Below are 18,850 nucleotides of genomic sequence, written 5' to 3'. Positions count from 1 at the left end.
TACGTTCGGCAGGGCAAGACGACGAGACAAGAAGCTCAAGGAGTTCCAATGCCCCAGATCATCGAGACCGTCGACGTCAACGTCCCCGTTCGCGCCGCCTACGACCAGTGGACTCGCTTCGAGGAGTTCCCCACCTTCCTCGACGAGGTGGAGAAGATCGTCCAGGTCGACGACACCACCACCGACTGGACCGTCAAGGTCGCGGGCCAGGAGCGTCAGTTCCGCGCGGTCATCACCGAGCAGCACCCGGACGAGCGTGTCGCCTGGACCGTGAAGGACGGCGAGACCGACCACGCCGGCGTCGTCACGTTCCACAAGCTGGGTGACGCCGAGACCCGTGTCACCGTGCAGATCGACTGGCAGCCCTCGGGCATCCTCGAGAAGCTCGGCTCCGCGGTCGGCGTCGGCGGCCACGCCGTCAAGAAGGACCTGCAGAACTACAAGGAGCGCGTCGAAGCGGCCCCCACGGCCGACGGCTGGCGCGGCGACGTCCAGGCCTGATCAGGCCGGCTCACGTCGCATGACGTGAGCGCAGACAGACGGGAGGCCCGGTGCCAGCTGGCACCGGGCCTCCCGTCTGTCTGATGTGACTCCTAGGACTCGATCTCGCCCTGGGGCGCGTCGGTGCCGGCCTCGACGGCCGCCGCACCGGCGAGGACCTCTTCGCGGCCCGGCTGACGCCCGGTCTCGAATTCGAACTTGCCCTCGCGGAAGTCGACCTTCACGTGGTCACCAGCGGTGAGCTCACCCTGCAGGATGTGCTCGGACAGCTGGTCCTCGACCTCGTGCTGCATGGCGCGACGCAGGGGGCGAGCACCGAGGGCGGGGTCGAACCCGACCTTGATGAGCTGCTCCTTGGCGGGGACCGTCAGCTCGACGGTCATGTCGCGGTCCAGCATGCGGTCCGACAGGCGCTTCACGAACAGGTCCACGATCTGCAGCAGCTCGGGCTGCGACAGCTGCGGGAACACGATCGTGTCGTCGACGCGGTTCAGGAACTCCGGCTTGAAGTGCTTCTTCAGCTCCTCGTTCACCTTCGAGCGCATGCGGTCGTAGCCGACGCCCGAGTCACCCTCGACCTGGAAGCCCACCGGGCCACCGGCGATGCCCTGCGAACCGAGGTTCGTGGTCATGATGATGACGGTGTTCTTGAAGTCGACCACGCGGCCCTGACCATCGGTCAGACGACCCTCTTCGAGGACCTGCAGCAGCGAGTTGAAGATGTCCGGGTGGGCCTTCTCGATCTCGTCGAAGAGGACCACGGAGAACGGCTTGCGGCGCACCTTCTCGGTGAGCTGGCCGCCCTCCTCGAACCCGACGAACCCGGGAGGGGCACCGAACAGGCGCGAGACGGTGTGCTTCTCGCCGAACTCCGACATGTCGAGGGAGATCAGTGCGCCCTCGTCGTCGAACAGGAACTCCGCGAGCGCCTTGGCGAGCTCGGTCTTGCCGACGCCCGTGGGGCCGGCGAAGATGAACGAGCCCGAGGGGCGGTTCGGGTCCTTGAGGCCGGCACGCGTGCGCCGGATGGTCTTGGACAGGGCCGAGATGGCCTCCTCCTGACCGATGACGCGCTGGTGCAGGGCCTTCTCCATGAAGACGAGACGCGAGGTCTCCTCTTCCGTGAGCTTGAACACCGGGATGCCCGTGGCCTGCGCCAGGACCTCGGCGATGATGCCCTCGTCGACGGTGCCGGATGCGGCCACGTCACCGGCGCGCCACTGCTTCTCGAGGCGGAGACGCTCGCCGAGGAGCTTCTTCTCCTCGTCACGGAGCGATGCGGCCTTCTCGAAGTCCTGCTCCTCGATGGCGGCTTCCTTCGACCCGCGGACCGTCGAGATCTTCTCGTCGAACTCGCGGAGCTCCGGGGGCGCCGACAGGATCGACAGACGCAGGCGGGCGCCGGCCTCGTCGATCAGGTCGATGGCCTTGTCGGGCAGGAAGCGGTCCTGCACGTAGCGGTCCGCCAGGTTCGCCGCGGAGACGATCGCCCCGTCGGTGATGGACACCTTGTGGAACGCCTCGTACTTGTCGCGGAGGCCCTTGAGGATGTTGATCGTGTGGGGCAGCGACGGCTCGTTGACCTGCACGGACTGGAAGCGACGCTCGAGTGCTGCGTCCTTCTCGAAGTGCTTGCGGTACTCGTCGAGCGTGGTGGCACCGATGGTCTGGAGCTCGCCACGAGCGAGGAGCGGCTTGAGGATCGACGCCGCGTCGATCGCGCCCTCGGCTGCACCGGCACCGACGAGCGTGTGGATCTCGTCGATGAAGACGATGATGTCGCCGCGGGTGCGGATCTCCTTCGTGACCTTCTTCAGGCGCTCCTCGAAGTCACCGCGGTAGCGGGACCCGGCGATGAGCGAACCGAGGTCGAGCGAGTAGAGCTGCTTGTCCTTCAGCGTCTCGGGCACGTCGCCCTTGACGATCGCCTGGGCGAGGCCCTCGACGACGGCGGTCTTGCCGACGCCGGGCTCACCGATCAGGACGGGGTTGTTCTTGGAGCGGCGGGAGAGGATCTGCATGACCCGCTCCATCTCCTTCTCGCGCCCGATGACGGGGTCGAGCTTGCCGTCGCGCGCGGCCTGGGTGAGGTTCCGACCGAACTGGTCGAGGACCTGCGAACCCTGCTGGGCGTTCTGCTGCTGCTCGCCGCCGACGGCGACCGCTTCCTTGCCCTGGTAGCCGGACAGGAGCTGGATGACCTGCTGGCGCACCCGGTTCAGGTCGGCGCCGAGCTTCACGAGGACCTGGGCTGCGACACCCTCGCCCTCGCGGATCAGGCCGAGCAGGATGTGCTCCGTGCCGATGTAGTTGTGGCCGAGCTGCAGCGCCTCGCGCAGGGACAGCTCGAGCACCTTCTTGGCGCGCGGCGTGAACGGGATGTGCCCGGTCGGCTGCTGCTGGCCCTGGCCGATGATGTCCTGGACCTGCTCACGGACGGCATCGAGCGAGATGCCGAGCGACTCGAGCGCCTTGGCAGCGACACCCTCGCCCTCGTGGATCAGGCCGAGGAGGATGTGCTCGGTCCCGATGTAGTTGTGGTTGAGCATCTTCGCTTCTTCTTGAGCGAGGACGACAACACGACGGGCCCGGTCGGTGAATCTCTCGAACATGTGCTCTCCCTTGGCCCCTGCGATCGGAGCCGACAGCTGTGCCGGTCTCGTGTGAGTCCGGCCAAGTACTTCGAGAGTAACCAGCGCTCCGCCCCGGGGCTGCCCCTGTTCGCCGTGGGCGTGACCTGGGTTGGCTGGGTGCGTTCAGCGGTGACGGACCGACTGTCGGACGTCAGGAACGGCGCGCTGCCCGTCGGATCGCACGGCGGAAGCGACGGGGTTCGACCCCGAGACGCTCGAGCACGTCGTTGGCGGCGCCCATCAGCGGGTCGTCGATGCCGTCGAGCACGGCGAGGACCACGTGGTGCGGCCGGACCCGCTCGTCCGGACCGGCGATCTGCGCCGCCCGCGCCAGCACCCGCGCACCGGCCGGCGTGCACACGATCCGGTCCGGCTCGGAGGGGTAGGGGACGGAGCCCGCGCCGACGAAGACCCGGATGGACTCCCGCACCCGCGCCGGCGTGACCCCGTGTGCGTCGAGCACCGAGGCCAGCCGCGGGATGCCGGCGCACAGGACGACCGCCGCGACGAGGAGGTGCTCCGCGTCGACGAAGCCGAAGCCCGAGTCCTGCGACTCGTGTTCGGCGAGGAGCACGATCTCGCGGCCGTGGCGGAGGGTGGGCACGGCGACGGAGAGCGCAGCAGTCTGCATCCATACAGAATATCGCGTTTCGTGTGTGTATGGAAGCCGTTCAGCTCGAGTCCACCGCTCGGTGCAGGTCCGCCCGGTAGCATCCGGCCATGGAGCAGCCCGTCGTCGGCCTCGTCGTCCACCCGACCAAGAACGTGCAGGAGTCCGTCACGACCCTGCGGCGCTGGAACTCCTCCGGCCTCGGGCGCCTGGTCGCCCGACGCATCGACGCCGCCCGGATCGGCGACACGATCGAGGTGGTCGAGGACGACGACTTCACCGCCACCGTCGACCTCGTCGTGGCCCTGGGCGGCGACGGCACCATGCTCGGCGCCATGCGGCTCGTGGCGAAGCGGCCCGTGCCCGTGCTCGGCGTCAACTACGGCAACGTCGGTTTCCTCGTGGAGATCGAGCCGCCCGAGCTCGAGGCGGCCCTGGAGCGGCTGTCCGCCGGCGAGTACCAGCTCGAACCGCACCACGCCCTCGAAGCCCGGCTGGCCTGGAGCGGCGCCCGGACGGACTACCTGGCGTTCAACGACCTGACGATCGTGCGACGCCCGGGCTCCGGGCAGGTCTCGGCCGACCTCAGCGTGGGCGGCCTCGGCTACGGGTACTACCGAGCCGACGCCATCGTCGCGGCGACGCCCGCCGGGTCGACGGCCTACAACTACGCAGCGGGTGGGCCGGTGCTCTCCCCCGCGCTCTCCGGGTCCGTCGTGACCCCGGTCGCCCCGATGGCGGGCATCGACCGCGCCGTGGTCCTGGCAGCGCGGGAGCGCTACCGCTTCGACATCGCCGAGGGCACCAGGAGCGCGGCGCTCGAGGTCGACGGGCTCGTCGTGGGCGAGGTGGCCACCGGTGCCCAGATCGACATGCGCCTGCGGAAGGACGCCGGCAGCGTGGTGCGGCTCGACGCCGAGCGACACGGGCGGACCGGCCGGGTGAAGCTCAGCCTGCTCGACCTCCCCGTCCGCCCGGACCAGCTCGTGGAGCTCATCCCGAGCGACCTGCGCCAGAAGCTCCGGCGCGAGGTCGAGGACTGACGCCCGCCGCGACTCAGACGAGCAGGCGTGCCCGGAGCGCGTCGATGCCGTCGTCGGGCAGGCCGTGCGCCCACAGGTACCCGGCGGCTGAGCCCCACTGGTCGACCACGTGCTCGATCGCTGCGTCCAGGGCCGCACGTGGCGACCGGGTCGCGAGCGCCAGCACCGCGTCGTCGTCGACGGTCATGCCGCTCGCCCGGACCTGTTCGGCCATCGCGAGCGCCGCTGGACCGAACGACGTCGGCAGGAGCTGCTCGGTCAGGGCGTAGTCGTCGAGCACGGCGTCCCGACCGACCCCGACCACGAGCAGGACCAGCGCGACCAGCACTCCTGTCCGGTCCTTGCCGGCGGAGCAGTGGACGAGCACCCCGCCGGTGTCCGGCTGCTCGAGGAGGACCTGCACGGCCGTGACGATGCCCGTGCCCTCGTCGTCGAGCAGGCCGAGGTAGAGGTCACCGAGTGTGGGGACGGACGCCATCGACGACAGCGCCCCGGTGAGCAGCGGGACCGCCGTGCACCGAGCAGCCGACCCGATCAGGGCGTCGGGCGCAGCGGAGCGTTCCACGATCGTCCGGAGATCGACGACCCGCACGACACCGAGGCGGTCCAGCTCCGCGCGACCCCGACTGGTCAGGCCGGCGAGGCTGCCCGAGCGCAGGAACCGTCCGGGTGCGATGGCCCGTCCGTCGACGGTCGACAGTCCGCCGAGGTCGCGGAGGTTGAAGGTGCCGTCGACGTCATGCACCCGTTCGGTGCTCGTCGGGGCGACGGATGGTGATGCAGCAGACACGGGGACTCCTCGGGACGATGCAGAACACCGTACATCACATGCTGGCTGCACTGGCCGTGGAGGCCGGACACACGAGAGGCCCGCCCGAGCATCGCTCGGACGGGCCGTTCCCGTCACCCCACCGGATCGCCTTCCCACGGAACGACCCGGTTCCCCCCGACCGGCACCGTTCGTGGCACCGGCCGAAGTCCTTGCCCGACCTACTCGGTCAGGTACAGCTGCATGTCCTGCGAGACCGCCTTGGCGAACAGGCGGAGCTTGGCGCGGGACTCCACACGGCTGACCGCCTGGCGGGTCGTGTGCACGATCTTCGAGATCTCGTCGAGCGTCATCGGCTTGTCGTCGTCGAGGCCGTAGCGCATGCGGATCACGTTCGCCTCGTCGCTCGGCAGCTCGGCGACGATCGAGCGGATGTCGCGGTGCAGGAGCGTCGTCTCGGTGAGCTCGTTCGGGGACGCAGCGTCCTCGTCCTCGATGAAGTCGCCCAGCTCGCTGTCGTCCGAGTCACCGACGACGGTGTGGATCGAGACCGGCTCGTGCGAGCGGCCCTTGAGGTCGACGAGTTCCTCGACGCTCATGCTCAGCTCGGCGGCGACCTCGTCGGGCATCGGCGCGCGGCCGAGGTCGACGGTGAGGTCACGCTCGGTGCGCGAGATCTTGTTGATCAGCTCGACGGTGTGGACCGGGATGCGGATCGTGCGGGCCTTGTCAGCGAGGCCGCGGGAGATCGCCTGACGGATCCACCAGGTGGCGTACGTGGAGAACTTGTAGCCCTGCGTGAAGTCGAACTTCTCGACCGCGCGGACGAGCCCGAGGTTGCCCTCCTGGATGACGTCCATGAACGGCAGGCCGCGCTGGGAGTAGCGCTTCGCGATGCTGACGACGAGGCGGAGGTTCGAGGTGATCATCCGCTCCTTGGCGCGCTCACCGTCGCGGACGAGCCACTTGAGCTCACGCTGCAGCGCCTTGGGCAGGTTCTGCTCGGTCGCGAGCTTCTCACCGGCGAACAGGCCGACCTCGATGCGGCGGGCGATGTCGGCTTCTTCCTCGGCAGTGAGGAGTGCCAGACGCCCGATGTGGCGCAGGTAGTCACCGACCTGGTCGACGGATGCGCCACGGACACCGGCGAGCTGCTCGTCTGCCTCGACCTCGGGTGCGGCGTCGAGCGTCGTGCTCTCGACCTTGGCGGAGTCGGTCTTGGCGGTTGCCTTCTTGGTGCGGCGTGAGGTGGTGCTCGGCGTTGCCGTTGCGATCGTCATGTGACTCTCCCTGCATTCGACGGTGTTGGCCCTCGTCGGGTGAGACCGAGTAAAGCGGTCCGGAGGTGTACCCCACAAACCCGTCGGATCGATTCCCAGGGTTCTCCGTGCTTCACCATCGGTACCCCATGGGGAGGGGTACACGATGCCGACAGCATTTCGCCTCGACTTCCGCGGAAGTGCGCGGATCAGGCCGTGTTTCCGCCGATGTCGGCATGTGTCGGGCGCGTTTCGGCGGGTGTACCCCGGGGCACAGCGCTTCCCGGACAACGAAAAGGGGTACGTCGGTCCGGATCGATGCGATCCGGCCGCCGTACCCCGAAGAGCAGGTGCGTGAGGGTCACCAGGACGGCTCGAGCCACCCCGCTCGGCGCTTCGACACCTCGAGGTCGGCGTCACGGTCGTACTCGTCGTACTCGCTCTCGATGTCGCCGACGAGGCTGCGAGAACGGAACATCTGCATGATGGACATGCGGATGATGCTCACACCGGCCGGCAACGGCCGCGTGAACGCCGGACGGCCGGGACGTGTCGGACTACTCCGAGGGCGTCGACGTGGGCGCAGCGGTGCCGTGGACGCGCTCGAAGCGGGCGCGCTCCTCGGCCTCGACCCTGGCGTACGCGGACCGTTCGTTGCGGTCCGCCCGCATGATCGCGCGCATGACGAACCAGAACACGAGGCCGACCACGACGGTCGGCGTCAGCGCGAAGATGATCCCGGTCACGACTCCATGCGGCACGCGGTCATCGTACCTCGCCCTGTCGGGAGGCTCGGTGTGCGTCGGACGCGCACCGAGCCTCCTGGCTGGCTCACTTGACGAGCGGGAACAGGATCGTCTCGCGGATGCCGAGACCGGTGATCGCCATGAGCAGGCGGTCGACGCCCATGCCCATGCCGCCGGACGGCGGCATGGCGTGCTCGAGGGCCCGCAGGAACTCCTCGTCGACGCGCATCGCCTCGGGGTCGCCGCCCGCGGCGAGCTTCGCCTGCTCGACGAAGCGCTCACGCTGGACGACGGGGTCGACGAGCTCCGAGTAGGCCGTCGCGAGCTCGAACCCGCGGATGTACAGGTCCCACTTCTCGACGATGCCCGGGCGGGTGCGGTGCTCGCGCGTCAGCGGTGACGTGTCGACCGGGAAGTTCATCACGAACGTCGGGCGGTCGAGCGAGTCGATGACGAAGTGCTCCCAGAGCTCCTCGACGTACTTGCCGTGCGTGGCGTGGGCGACCTCGACGCCCTCGGCGGCCGCGAGCTCCTGGAGCTCGGCGAGCGGGGTCTCCGGCGTGATCGTGCGCCCGGCGGCCTCGGACAGGGAGCCGTACATGTCGATGCGGGGCCACTCGCCACCGAGGTCGTACGCGGTGCCGTCGGGCAGCGTGACCTCGAGCGACCCGCCGGTGACCGCGCGGGTCGCGTTCTGCACGAGCTCCTGGGTGAGGTCGGCCATCTGCTCGTAGTTGCCGTACGCCTGGTAGGCCTCGACCATCGCGAACTCGGGCGAGTGCGACGAGTCGGCGCCCTCGTTCCTGAAGTTGCGGTTGATCTCGAACACGCGGTCGATCCCGCCGACGACGGCCCGCTTCAGGAAGAGCTCCGGCGCGATGCGCAGGTAGAGCTCGGTGTCGAAGGCGTTCGAGTGCGTGACGAAGGGCCGGGCCGAGGCACCACCGTGCTGGGTCTGCAGCATCGGGGTCTCGACCTCGAGGTACTCGTGGCCGGTGAACGTCTGGCGGAGCGACGCCATCACGGCGGCACGGGCACGGACGGTCGCGCGGGCCTGGTCGCGCACGATGAGGTCGAGGTACCGCTGACGGACCCGGGTCTCCTCGTTGAGCTCGTTGTGCAGGTTCGGCAGCGGCAGGATCGCCTTCGCCGCGATCGCCCAGTCGTCGACCATGATGCTCAGCTCGCCACGACGCGACGAGATCACGCGACCGTGCACGAACACGTGGTCGCCGAGGTCGACGTACTCCTTCCACCGCGCCAGGGATTCCTCGCCCACCTCGGCCAGGGACACCATCGCCTGGATGCGCTGGCCGTCGCCCGACTGCAGGGACGCGAAGCAGAGCTTGCCGGTGTTCCGCGAGAACACGATGCGGCCGGCGATCCCGACGACGTCCTGGGTCTCCTCGCCGGTCTCGAGGTGCGCGTACTGCGCCCGGACCGCGGGGATCGTCGTGGTGATCGGGAGCTCGGCGGGGTAGGCCTCGATCCCGGCCTCGAGCAGCCGCGCGCGCTTGTCGAGCCGGACCTGACGCTGCTCGTTCGTCTCCTGTTCGGCCAGGGCGGCGGCGTCGGCGATCGCGGTGTCGGTGGTGGCGGACTCGTCGGTCATGGGGTGCGGCTCCGGAGGTCGTGGGGGATCGCGTCGATGCTACCGGCCAGCGCCCCGCCGCCCGTCACCCGCGGGACGGCGTCCCGCCCGCGGCGAAGGCCCCTGCGGGCGCGCGGCCCTGCGCCCGCAGCACGAGCAGGGTCACCGACGACCCGGCGTACGCCGCCGCGACGAGGAGCATCACGACGGTGCCGGCAACGTCGAACCCGCTCGAGACACTCGGCCGCGCGAGCAGTCCGTCGGCGACGAAGTACGCGGCCAGCAGGAACCCGGCGAACGGCCTCGCGGTCATCCGCCACCACGCACGCGGCGGCGCGACGGGTTCGTCGTCCCCGCGGAACACCCGCACGCCGATGCCGACCATCAGGACGAACCCGATCGCGGCGACCAAGGGCACGACGACGTCCGGGAGCCCGAACGCGAAGAGCAGCAGCGTGAGCAGGATCCCGATGACGCTCGCCGCCACGACGTACCCGACCTTGGCCTGGGCCGTGGTGATGCGGAACGGGCCGTCCGTCACAGCGCCGACTGCCCGTCCGCGGCCGCCAGCGCGTTGTCGACCGCCGAGCGCACGAGCGCCCCGAGGACCCGGCCAGGACGCTCCACCCCGATCGAGGACAGCGTGCCGGCGGACTGGTCCACGATGGCCGTCGAGAAGCTCACGGCGGCGCGCACGGCATCGGCGTACGCGGGCCGGTCCTGCTCGGCGACGACGAAGGGCTCTGCCCCCATCTCGACGACGAGCGCCTGGGCGATGGGGAGCACGGGGCCGGGTGCGGTCACGGCGCAGTAGGCATCGCGCAACCGCGACAGGTCGACGCTGGTCCCGGTGAACGCCATCGCCGGGTGGATCGCGAGCGGGATCGCCCCGGCGGCCATCGCGGGCGCCAGGACGCCGACGCCGTGGTCAGGACTGGTGTGCACGACGAGCTGCCCCGGCTGCCAGATGCCGGCGTCCGCCAGACCCTGCACGAGCTCCGCGAGCTGGTCGTCCGGCACCGCGAGCAGCACGAGTTCACTGCGCTCCACCAGCTCCGGGGTCGCGAGGACGGGGACGCCGGGCAGCAGGGCCTCGGCACGGTCGACGCTCGACGCCGAGACCGCGGTGATGCCGACGACCGCGTGCTCCGCGTTCGCCAGCGCCGCCCCGAGGACCGGACCGACCCGTCCGGCGCCGACGACGCCCACGCCCAGCCGTCCCGCCCTCATCGGACGGCTCCCGTCCCGGGGACGTCCTGCCAGCCGGGAGGCACGTCAAGCGCCGAGCGGGCCGCCTGCGGGACCGCAGGGTGCGGGTCGGGGGTGGTGCGAGCCTCCTGGCCGTCGGCTGCTGCTGGTCCACGGGACCGCCAGCGGTGGGAGGTGTCGGTGGCCGCTGCCTCGACGGCGCGCTCCGCGGTGCCGGACCACAGGCGCTGGGCGTCCCTGGCGTCGAGCGCCCCGACGCGCGCGGCGACCGGACCGGAGACGGTGTGGACGTGCACCGAGGCCAGGCGGAGCAGCCGCTCCAGCGGTCCCTGCTCGACGCGCACGCTCTGCACGCGGGGCAGCGGGACGACGACGAGCGACCGCCAGACGGCCCCGAGGCGGACGAGCACGGCGCCCTCGACGAAGCGGTAGCCGTTGCGGCGTGCGGAGAGCGGGCGGAGCCAGCGGCCCCGACGCGGCGAGTGCACGAAGCCACCGGCGTCCCCGGTGGTGGTGAGGCTGTCGTCGACCACGCTGACGGCTTCGGCGGAGCCCTCGCGGAGGCGGTCCTTCGAGGCCTCGGGCCCGACGACCGCGGATCCGACCAGTGCCGGCAGGATGATCTCGAGCACCTGTCGGACGTCGGCCGCGGTCCCCACGGGGAGGACGATGGACGACACCTGCTGGTTGCTCGACGCCCCGTTGCCGGCGTTGGTCGCACGGTTGATGCGGACGTCCCACCAGCCGAACGGACGCCAGAGCAGGGGCTGCGCGACGCTGACCGCGTGGATGCGGCCGGGCGGCAGGGTCTCGTTCGTCGTCGAGACCAGGCCGAAGCCGATCCGGATGCCGTCGCGGGTGTCGGCGATGGTGTACTGCAGCGACTTCGAGAACTTGCGGACGTAGTACCCGCCACTGCCGATGACGGCGGGGAACAGCGTGACGAGCAGGAAGTACTCCCCCGTCAGCGCGATGCTGACGATGATCGCGGCGACCAGCGCCAGGATCACCACGGTCGTGCCGGAGAGCAGCATCGAGGCGATGAGGCGCCCGGGCTTGACCTTCACGATGCGGGTGGCGTGCACCGCGTCGGCGTCGAGCTCGGGCGACAGGAACTCGTACACGCGGTCGGAGACGACCCCGTCCGAGCTGTACTGACGGCCGGGTGTCGCTTCCTCGGGCTCGTCGCGGGCGCCGGAGGCGAGCACCAGGATGCGCTGCCGCAGGTCGTCGGAGGCCTTCGCCCCGAGGTACGCGAGCTGCACGTTGGCGTCGTTGCCGGCCTGCGCGATCTCGAGCTTCGCCGTGCCGAACAGCCGCGGGATCAGCGGGCGGGTGATGTTGATGCCCTGGATCCGGTCGAGCCGGGCCTTGCGGTGGTTGCGGAACATCACGCCGGAGCGCACCTCGACGATCTCGCCGGTGACGCGGAACTCGTGCATGCGCCAGGACAGGTAGAACAGACCGATCAGCACGACCAGGAACACCGCGATCCCGAGCAGCACCCAGCCGAACGCCCCGTGCTCCCAGACGTAGCGGACGGGGTCGCCCTGCTCGCGTGACCCGCCGCCCGGGATGAAGGTCTCGAAGAGGGTGTCGCGGAGGTTGTTCACGACGATGCCGAGCACGACGACGAGGAAGATCCCGCCGCGCAGCAGCGGTGTGAGGGGGTGCAGTCGATGCCACTCCCCGTCGGTCAGGGGCGCGGCGGCCGCGGCGTTCCCCCGGCGGTTCGGGGCGGGCGGTGCGGGCGGCGGCGGCCCGGGTCGGAAGGTCACGTCGGCCCCTACAGCCCGGCGCGACGGGACTCGGCGAGCTCGACGAGTCGGTCGCGGAGCTCGTCCGCGCGGTCGGCGGGGATGCCCGGGATCCGCACGTTCGTCGACGCCGCAGCGGTCACGAACTTCAGCTCGCTCATGCCGAGCACCCGGTCGAGCGGTCCGCGGTTCACGTCGACGAGCTGCAGGCGGCCGTACGGCACCGCGGTGAAGCGCTGCCACATCAGGCCCTTGCGGAGCACGAAGTCGTCGTCACGGAGGGCGTACCCGATCGCACGGACCCGACGCGGCGTGAGCACGGCCGTGACCAGCGTGATGATCCCGATCGCGACGCCGATCAGCGTCCACACGAGGCCGGCCGTCTCGCCCGGTCCACCGCTCACGACCCCGATGAGCACGCAGCCGACGGTGACGACGACCCCAGCCAGCACGGTCGTGATGAGCTCGGTCCAGACGAGCTTCGAGGACACCCGGGTCCAGTCCACACCGGTCAGGCCGAGGCCGGGCTCGTCGAGTCGTTCGCGCGGCATCGCGGCCTCCTGTGGTGTGGCGTGGGTCGGCCGTCGCGCGGTGGTCGAACGGCAGTCGGTCAGTGCACCGCCGTGCCGCCGCGCGGGTCGTCGTGGTCGTCGTCGTCCGGGGGGACGACGCACATCCGTTCGGCGACGAGGGCGCACACGGTGAGCACGATCCCGCCACCGACGGCCACGGCGTTCGGCAGGGTCGAGCCTAGCGAAGGCAGGACCGAGCGGGTCAGGAGGTACACGACCAGTCCGAGCGCCAGCGCGCCGAAGAAGGCACCGCAGATGCTCGAGGCCTTCGCGAGCACCACCACGCGGGTCGCGTAGTGCGGGTCGACACGGCGCTCGGCCCGCCCGCGGACCTGGCGCCGGATCGGCAGCGCCATGACCACCAGCGCGATGCCGATGAACGCGAGCGTCAGGCCGAGCGGGGCGGAGAGGATGAGCGTCGGGACCTGGCGCGAGGCGAGCGCGGCGTCGAGGGCGAAGCCGGCCACGGCCGCGACGACCGCGACGCTGACGAGGGTGGAGGCGCGGGTCGGCTTCACGAGACCGCTCCGGGTGGCGTCGCAGCGGTCGCGTCGGCCACGTCCGTCGCGACGGTCGCGTCGGTCGGACGGGAGGCTCGGGTCGGCTCGTCGAAGAGGCGCGGCTCGTCGACGCGCTCGGTGTCGTCGCCGACCGCGGCGAGCAGGTCCGCCACCGGCCCGGCACCGGGCAGCACGGCCGATGGGTCGGCGTCGTGCCACGGCGCGAGCACGAACGCGCGCTCGTGTGCGCGGGGGTGCGGCACGGTCAGGGTCGCGGTGTCGACGAGGACGTCCGTGCCGTCGTCGTCCTGCAGCGCGACGACGTCGAGGTCGAGCGTGCGGTCGCCCCACCGGACCTCGCGGGTGCGGCCGTGGGCGTCCTCGATGGCGTGCAGGGCGTCGAGGAGCTCCTGCGGCCCCAGGTCGGTGTCCACGACGACGACGGCGTTGCGGTACCGGGGCTTCGCCGTGTCCGGGCCGTCGAGGGTCACGGCGACGGACTCGACCTCGTGGCTGGACGCCACCGGTCGGACGCCGGGGACCGCGGCGACGGCGGCCGCTGCGGCGCGGAGCGTGCTGCCCCGGTCGCCGAGGTTGGCGCCGAGGGCGATGACGGCACGACTCACGCGCGGGCTCCGGACCCGGCTGCGCCGGAGTGCACTGCGGCATCGTGCTCGACGGTCCGCTCGCGGCGGATCGTGATCGACACGTCGGTGAACGGCACGGTGATCGGTGCCTGCGGCTTGTGGACGGTGACCTCCGTCGCCAGGGCGGCGCGGTGGGTGAGCACGGCGGCGGCGATCCGCTCGGCGAGGGTCTCGATGAGGTCGACCGGGTCGCGCTCGATCTCGGCGACGACCTGCTCGGCGAGGACCCCGTAGTGCACGGTGCGGTCGAGGTCGTCGGTGCCGGCGGCGGCCCGGGCGTCGACCTCGACCGCGACGTCGACGACGAACTCCTGGCCGTCGGCGCGCTCGTGGTCGAACACGCCGTGGTTGCCACGGGCACGGACCCCGGTGAGGCGGATGGTGTCGTTCACGATCGAGCTGCCCTCCAGGCTTCCCACACGTCCAGGACGGCGCGGGTCGGTGCGGGGTCGTGCACACGCACGCCCCAGGCGCCTCGTTCGGCGGCCAACAGGCTGATGGCCGCCGTGGCGAGGTCACGGTCCTTCGGCGGAGCACCCTCGGCGCTGCCGACGCCCTCGAGGAAGCGCTTCCGCGAGGCGGCGACGAGCACGGGCAGCCCGATCGAGGCGAAGCGCTCGTACCCGGCGAGGATCTCCCAGTTCTGCGCGCCCTGCTTGGCGAAGCCGAGGCCCGGGTCGATGACGACCTGCTCCTGACGGACGCCGAGCACGATGAGCTCGGCGACGCGCATCTCGACCTCGCGACGGACCTCGTCCACCGCGTGCGCGTAGACGGCGTCGCGGTACATCCGGTCGCTGTGGCCGCGCCAGTGCATCACCACGAACCCGGTGCCCGTCGCGGCGACCACGCGGGCCATGTCCGGGTCGGCGAGGCCGCCGGAGACGTCGTTCACGATCACGGCGCCGAGCTCGACCGCACGTTCGGCGGTGCTGGCGTTCATCGTGTCGATGCTGACCGGGACGCCCTCGGCGACGAGCTGCCGGACGACGGGGAGCACCCGCTCCTGTTCGACGTCCACGGGGACCCGCTCGGCCCCCGGCCGGGTGGACTCCCCGCCGACGTCGACGATGTCGGCGCCGGTGGCGACGAGCTCACGGGCGTGCGCGAGGGCACTGTCGTACGCCTGGTGCAGCCCGCCGTCGGAGAACGAGTCCGGCGTGACGTTGAGGATCCCCATCACGCGGGTTCGTCCTCCGACGGACGGACGGCCACCTGGGCGGCGACCCCGTCTCGTCGGCAGGTCGGTCATGCCGGCTACGCGGGTGCGATGCCCGGGTTGCCGAACGGACGGGCCCGACGGGCCTTCGACGCCTCGGTCTCCTGCTCGGCGGCGGTGTTCGCTGCCTTGCCGGGGACCGCGATGGCGGGCAGGTCGCTGACCGGACGCTTCTCGCTCGAGAGCCACTGCGGGCGCTCGGGGATCTTGCGGACGTCCTTGAACAGCTCGACGAGCTCCGGCGCGTCCAGCGTCTCCTTCTCGAGGAGCTCACCGGCCAGGCGGTCGAGCAGGTCGCGGTTGTCGTTGAGCACCTGGTAGGCCTCGTCGTGCGCGGCCTCGAGCAGCGCGCGGGTCTCGGCGTCGACGGTCTCGGCGATGTTCTCCGAGTAGTCGCGCCCGGTCCCACCGCTCATGTCGCGGCCGACGAACGGCTCGCTCGACCCGGCGCCGAGCTTGACCGACCCGACGGCACGGCTCATGCCGTACTCGGTGACCATCTTGCGGGCGGTGCCGGTGGCCTTCTCGATGTCGTTCGACGCTCCCGTGGTCGGGTCGTGGAAGACGATCTCCTCGGCGACGCGGCCACCCATGGCGTACGTGAGCTGGTCGAGCAGTTCGTTGCGGGTGACGGAGTACTTGTCCTCGAGCGGGAGCACCATCGTGTAGCCCAGGGCACGGCCGCGCGGCAGGATCGTGATCTTCGTGACCGGGTCGGTGTGGCGCATCGCCGCTGCCGCGAGGGCGTGGCCGCCCTCGTGGTACGCGGTGATGAGGCGTTCCTGGTCGGACATGATGCGCGTGCGGCGCTGCGGGCCGGCCATCACGCGGTCGACGGCCTCGTCCAGGGCACGGTTGTCGATGAGCTGCGCGTTCGACCGGGCGGTCAGCAGCGCGGCCTCGTTGAGCACGTTCGCCAGGTCGGCACCGGTGAAGCCCGGCGTCTTGCGGGCGAGCAGCTCGAGGTCGACACCGGCGGCGAGGGGCTTGCCCTTCGCGTGGACCTCGAGGATCTGCTTGCGGCCCTGCAGGCCCGGTGCGTCGACGCCGATCTGGCGGTCGAAGCGGCCCGGACGCAGGAGTGCGGGGTCGAGGACGTCGGGACGGTTCGTCGCGGCGATCAGGATGACGTTCGTCTTGCCGTCGAAGCCGTCCATCTCGACGAGGAGCTGGTTCAGCGTCTGCTCGCGCTCGTCGTTGCCGCCACCGATGCCGGCGCCGCGGTGACGACCCACGGCGTCGATCTCGTCGATGAAGACGATGGCCGGGGAGTTCTGCTTGGCCTGGTCGAAGAGGTCACGGACGCGGCTCGCACCGACACCGACGAACATCTCGACGAAGTCCGAGCCGGAGATCGAGTAGAACGGCACGCCCGCTTCGCCGGCGACGGCACGTGCGAGCAGGGTCTTGCCGGTGCCGGGAGGGCCGTACAGCAGCACGCCCTTCGGGATCTTGGCGCCGACGGCCTGGAACTTGGCGGGCTCCTTGAGGAACTCCTTGATCTCGTGGAGCTCCTCGATGGCCTCGTCCGCGCCGGCGACGTCGGAGAAGGAGACCTGCGGGTTCTCCTTGTTGTTCATCTTCGCCTTGGACTTGCCGAACTGCATCACCTTCGAGCCACCGCCCTGGGCGTTGGCGAGGAGGAACCAGAACACCGCACCGATGAGCAGGAACGGCAGGAGCGTCACGAGGAGCGTGACGAACCAGTTCGACTGCTGGACGGTGTCGTTGTAGCCCTTCGGCAGGTCGGCCTGCGCGATCGCGTCGACGACCTCCGGCCCACGCGGCTCGGAGTAGTAGAACTGCTCCGTGGCACCGCCGTCCTTGAGGATGAGGTCGACGCGCTGGTCGGTCGAGTTCACGACGGCAGAGGAGACCTTGCCGTCAGCGATCTGCTCGAGCCCCTTCTGCGTGTCGATCTGGGAGGTACCGGTCGACGACAGGAGCTGCCACCCGACGATGATCCCCACGAGCGCGAGCAGTACCCAGACGTACGGTCCGCGGAAGATGCGCTTGAAGTCCATGTGATCCGGGCAGAGTGCCCGACACCTTTCTCTGCCGAAGTTGCGTGCAGGTCAGCATACGGCTGCGACTCTGTGGCGAGAATGGGTGTCCTCTGCGGGCGAACTGGACGGTTCGCCAGAGGGACCGGACCGTCGGTCAGGAGTAGACGTGCGGGGCGAGGACCCCGATGCCGCGCAGGTTGCGGTAGCGCTCGTCGTAGTCCAGGCCGAAGCCGACGACGAAGGCGTCCGGGATGTCGAAGCCGACGTAGCGGACGTCGACCTCGACCTTGGCGGCCTCGGGCTTGCGCAGCAGGGCGACGATCTCGACGCTCGCCGCCCCGCGGGACGCGAGGTTCTGCTGGAGCCAGGAGAGCGTCAGGCCGGAGTCGATGATGTCCTCGACGATGATGACGTCGCGGCCGTGCAGGTCGGTGTCGAGGTCCTTGAGGATCCGCACGACACCGGAGGACTTCGTGCCGGAGCCGTACGACGACACGGCCATCCAGTCCATCTTCGCCTGCAGGGTCAGGTGGCGCGAGAAGTCCGCCATCACCATGACCGCGCCCTTGAGGACGCCGACGAGCAACGGGTCCCGGCCGGCGTAGTCGCGGTCGACCGCCGCGGCCAGCTCGGCGATCTTGTCGTCGATCTGCTCGGGGGTGAAGAGCACTTCGGAGAGGTCGTCCTGCACGTCGGAGAGTTCCACGCGCCAAGCCTAACGGCCCGGCTGCGCAGTGCCGGGCGACTCAGTGCCCGGCGCTGAAGGACAGGCGGTCGCCGTCGCGGGATGCGCGGACCCCCGGCAGGTCGATCGGCCCCTGCCCGCTCCAGTCGGTCACGAGTCGGCACACCTCGAGCGTCTGGACACGGGACAGCGTCACCCCGAACTCGCTCTCGACCGCGAGACGCACCAGCCGCTGCCGGAGCGCCGGCGGGTTGGCCGCGAGCTCCCGCACGGACAGCGAGATGCCGGCCTCGGAGTGCTCGGCGAGGTCCTCGGCCATCTCCTCGGCGAAGTGGTCGAGCGCGGCGGAGTCCTCCCGCAGCTGATCGGCCGTGCGGGCGAGTGCCTCGGCGACGTCGGCGCCCAGCTCCCGCTCGAGCGCGGGCAGCAGCGTCGTGCGGACCCGCACCCGCGTGTACGCCGGGTCGTCGTTCTGCGGGTCGTCCCAGGGTGCCAGGCCGGCGGCGGCGCAGGCCTGCCGCGTCGTGGGCCGTCGGACGGCCAGGAGCGGTCGGCCGTACGCCGGCCCCTCCGTCCGTCGCGCCAGCGGCGGCATGCCGGACAGGCTGTCCGGCCCGCTGCCGCGCAGCAGGCCGAGCAGCACCGTCTCGGCCTGGTCGTCCAGGGTGTGCCCGAACAGCACCAGGGGTGACCCGGTGGCGGTGGCGACCTCGGCGATCGACGCGTGGCGGGCCTCCCGGGCGGCGCCCTCCGGACCACCGTCGGAGCCGACGGTGACCCTGCGGACCGTGACCGGTGCCAGTCCCAGCTCGGCGGCCTGCCTGGAGGCTCGGCTCGCCACCGCCTCGGAGCCCGCCTGGAGCGCGTGGTCGACGATGACCGCGCCGGCGCGGAGGTCCTGCTTCGGGGCCTCGAACGCGGTGGCCGCGGCGAGGGCGAGGGAGTCCGGTCCGCCGCTCAGGGCGACGAGGACCAGGTCGCCGTCACGGACGATCCCCTCGGTGCGCGCCCGGGCGAGGAGCTCGCGCACCGCGCGGCGTGTGCCGGCGACTGCGGGATCCAACCGGGGACGCGGAGAGTTCACCCGGTAACGTTAGCCGCGC

General features: G+C 70.8%; 20 protein-coding genes. 2 read left to right on the top strand and 18 right to left on the bottom strand.

The window, feature by feature from the left end; genetic code table 11:
- Positions 1–48: 48 nt before the first annotated feature.
- Positions 49–501, top strand: coding sequence for an SRPBCC family protein (locus ITJ68_RS02165; protein WP_194659695.1), 453 nt, complete (start codon positions 49–51; stop codon positions 499–501).
- Positions 502–593: 92 nt separating this feature from the next.
- Here the strand turns inward: ITJ68_RS02165 and ITJ68_RS02160 are convergent, their stop codons facing one another.
- Entirely contained in the window at positions 594–3,113 is a 2,520-nt protein-coding gene (locus tag ITJ68_RS02160; RefSeq protein ID WP_194659694.1) for an ATP-dependent Clp protease ATP-binding subunit, read from the bottom strand.
- 172 nt (positions 3,114–3,285) lie between these two features.
- On the bottom strand, positions 3,286–3,765 hold the full coding sequence (locus ITJ68_RS02155; protein ID WP_194659693.1) for a Clp protease N-terminal domain-containing protein: 480 nt from the start codon (positions 3,763–3,765) through the stop codon (positions 3,286–3,288).
- Between the two features lie 89 nt (positions 3,766–3,854).
- Here ITJ68_RS02155 and ITJ68_RS02150 point away from each other — a divergent pair, with 89 nt between their 5' ends.
- Positions 3,855–4,787, top strand: a complete 933-nt coding sequence (locus tag ITJ68_RS02150) for an NAD(+)/NADH kinase (protein WP_194626987.1) — start codon at positions 3,855–3,857, stop codon at positions 4,785–4,787.
- 13 nt (positions 4,788–4,800) lie between these two features.
- Here ITJ68_RS02150 and ITJ68_RS02145 read toward each other — a convergent pair whose 3' ends face one another.
- The 16 genes from ITJ68_RS02145 to tilS form a co-directional block, all read right to left on the bottom strand.
- On the bottom strand, positions 4,801–5,532 hold the full coding sequence (locus ITJ68_RS02145; RefSeq protein WP_194659692.1) for a tyrosine-protein phosphatase: 732 nt from the start codon (positions 5,530–5,532) through the stop codon (positions 4,801–4,803).
- 245 nt (positions 5,533–5,777) lie between these two features.
- Positions 5,778–6,836, bottom strand: coding sequence for a sigma-70 family RNA polymerase sigma factor (locus tag ITJ68_RS02140; RefSeq protein WP_194659691.1), 1,059 nt, complete (start codon positions 6,834–6,836; stop codon positions 5,778–5,780).
- Between the two features lie 340 nt (positions 6,837–7,176).
- Positions 7,177–7,308, bottom strand: coding sequence for a hypothetical protein (locus ITJ68_RS19305; RefSeq protein WP_267238438.1), 132 nt, complete (start codon positions 7,306–7,308; stop codon positions 7,177–7,179).
- A 64-nt stretch (positions 7,309–7,372) separates the two neighbouring features.
- Positions 7,373–7,576 (bottom strand): hypothetical protein, encoded by a 204-nt coding sequence (locus ITJ68_RS02135; protein WP_194659690.1) that lies wholly within the window; start codon positions 7,574–7,576, stop codon positions 7,373–7,375.
- A gap of 70 nt (positions 7,577–7,646) precedes the next feature.
- The gene (lysS, locus tag ITJ68_RS02130) at positions 7,647–9,173 is read right to left on the bottom strand and encodes a lysine--tRNA ligase (RefSeq protein ID WP_194659689.1); all 1,527 of its coding nucleotides are present in this window, start codon (positions 9,171–9,173) and stop codon (positions 7,647–7,649) included.
- Between the two features lie 64 nt (positions 9,174–9,237).
- Positions 9,238–9,693 (bottom strand): hypothetical protein, encoded by a 456-nt coding sequence (locus ITJ68_RS02125; RefSeq protein WP_194659688.1) that lies wholly within the window; start codon positions 9,691–9,693, stop codon positions 9,238–9,240.
- The gene (locus ITJ68_RS02120) at positions 9,690–10,382 is read right to left on the bottom strand and encodes a Rossmann-like and DUF2520 domain-containing protein (RefSeq protein ID WP_194659687.1); all 693 of its coding nucleotides are present in this window, start codon (positions 10,380–10,382) and stop codon (positions 9,690–9,692) included. Before ITJ68_RS02120 ends, ITJ68_RS02125 begins: the two co-directional genes overlap by 4 nt.
- Complete coding sequence (locus ITJ68_RS02115; RefSeq protein ID WP_194659686.1) at positions 10,379–12,139, bottom strand: PH domain-containing protein; 1,761 nt, start codon at positions 12,137–12,139, stop codon at positions 10,379–10,381. The genes ITJ68_RS02120 and ITJ68_RS02115 overlap by 4 nt, the downstream gene beginning before the upstream one ends.
- Before the next feature lie 8 nt (positions 12,140–12,147).
- Positions 12,148–12,669, bottom strand: coding sequence for a PH domain-containing protein (locus ITJ68_RS02110; protein ID WP_194659685.1), 522 nt, complete (start codon positions 12,667–12,669; stop codon positions 12,148–12,150).
- 59 nt (positions 12,670–12,728) lie between these two features.
- Positions 12,729–13,208: a DUF3180 domain-containing protein gene (locus ITJ68_RS02105; RefSeq protein WP_194659684.1), complete on the bottom strand. Its 480-nt coding sequence runs from the start codon at positions 13,206–13,208 to the stop codon at positions 12,729–12,731.
- Positions 13,205–13,816 carry a 2-amino-4-hydroxy-6-hydroxymethyldihydropteridine diphosphokinase gene (gene folK, locus ITJ68_RS02100; protein WP_194659683.1) on the bottom strand — a complete coding sequence of 204 codons (612 nt, stop codon included), beginning with the start codon at positions 13,814–13,816 and terminating at the stop codon, positions 13,205–13,207. The genes ITJ68_RS02105 and folK overlap by 4 nt, the downstream gene beginning before the upstream one ends.
- Positions 13,813–14,229 (bottom strand): dihydroneopterin aldolase, encoded by a 417-nt coding sequence (folB, locus tag ITJ68_RS02095; RefSeq protein WP_194659682.1) that lies wholly within the window; start codon positions 14,227–14,229, stop codon positions 13,813–13,815. The genes folK and folB overlap by 4 nt, the downstream gene beginning before the upstream one ends.
- Positions 14,226–15,017: a dihydropteroate synthase gene (gene folP / locus ITJ68_RS02090; RefSeq protein ID WP_267238437.1), complete on the bottom strand. Its 792-nt coding sequence runs from the start codon at positions 15,015–15,017 to the stop codon at positions 14,226–14,228. The genes folB and folP overlap by 4 nt, the downstream gene beginning before the upstream one ends.
- 77 nt (positions 15,018–15,094) lie before the next feature.
- Positions 15,095–17,080: an ATP-dependent zinc metalloprotease FtsH gene (ftsH, locus tag ITJ68_RS02085; RefSeq protein WP_194659680.1), complete on the bottom strand. Its 1,986-nt coding sequence runs from the start codon at positions 17,078–17,080 to the stop codon at positions 15,095–15,097.
- A 136-nt stretch (positions 17,081–17,216) separates the two neighbouring features.
- Entirely contained in the window at positions 17,217–17,768 is a 552-nt protein-coding gene (hpt, locus tag ITJ68_RS02080; RefSeq protein ID WP_194659679.1) for a hypoxanthine phosphoribosyltransferase, read from the bottom strand.
- Positions 17,769–17,808: 40 nt separating this feature from the next.
- Complete coding sequence (gene tilS, locus ITJ68_RS02075; RefSeq protein ID WP_194659678.1) at positions 17,809–18,831, bottom strand: tRNA lysidine(34) synthetase TilS; 1,023 nt, start codon at positions 18,829–18,831, stop codon at positions 17,809–17,811.
- Positions 18,832–18,850: the final 19 nt, after the last annotated feature.

Origin of the sequence: Curtobacterium sp. VKM Ac-1395, from assembly GCF_015350975.1 — a bacterium.
Taxonomy (GTDB): domain Bacteria; phylum Actinomycetota; class Actinomycetes; order Actinomycetales; family Microbacteriaceae; genus Curtobacterium.
Note: the sequence above shows the minus strand (reverse complement) of the source record. Positions and strands in the feature narration are given on the sequence as shown.

What these genes read in the sequence shown, in the direction of transcription:
- ITJ68_RS02110 (WP_194659685.1), bottom strand. Translation starts at nt 12,669, where the DNA reads ATGCCGCGCGAACGACTCGACGAGCCCGGCCTCGGCCTGACCGGTGTG.
- ftsH (WP_194659680.1), bottom strand. Translation starts at nt 17,080, where the DNA reads ATGGACTTCAAGCGCATCTTCCGCGGACCGTACGTCTGGGTACTGCTC.
- ITJ68_RS19305 (WP_267238438.1), bottom strand. Translation starts at nt 7,308, where the DNA reads ATGTCCATCATGCAGATGTTCCGTTCTCGCAGCCTCGTCGGCGACATC.
- folP (WP_267238437.1), bottom strand. Translation starts at nt 15,017, where the DNA reads ATGGGGATCCTCAACGTCACGCCGGACTCGTTCTCCGACGGCGGGCTG.
- ITJ68_RS02165 (WP_194659695.1), top strand. Translation starts at nt 49, where the DNA reads ATGCCCCAGATCATCGAGACCGTCGACGTCAACGTCCCCGTTCGCGCC.
- ITJ68_RS02120 (WP_194659687.1), bottom strand. Translation starts at nt 10,382, where the DNA reads ATGAGGGCGGGACGGCTGGGCGTGGGCGTCGTCGGCGCCGGACGGGTC.
- lysS (WP_194659689.1), bottom strand. Translation starts at nt 9,173, where the DNA reads ATGACCGACGAGTCCGCCACCACCGACACCGCGATCGCCGACGCCGCC.
- ITJ68_RS02160 (WP_194659694.1), bottom strand. Translation starts at nt 3,113, where the DNA reads ATGTTCGAGAGATTCACCGACCGGGCCCGTCGTGTTGTCGTCCTCGCT.
- ITJ68_RS02150 (WP_194626987.1), top strand. Translation starts at nt 3,855, where the DNA reads ATGGAGCAGCCCGTCGTCGGCCTCGTCGTCCACCCGACCAAGAACGTG.
- ITJ68_RS02155 (WP_194659693.1), bottom strand. Translation starts at nt 3,765, where the DNA reads ATGCAGACTGCTGCGCTCTCCGTCGCCGTGCCCACCCTCCGCCACGGC.
- ITJ68_RS02140 (WP_194659691.1), bottom strand. Translation starts at nt 6,836, where the DNA reads ATGACGATCGCAACGGCAACGCCGAGCACCACCTCACGCCGCACCAAG.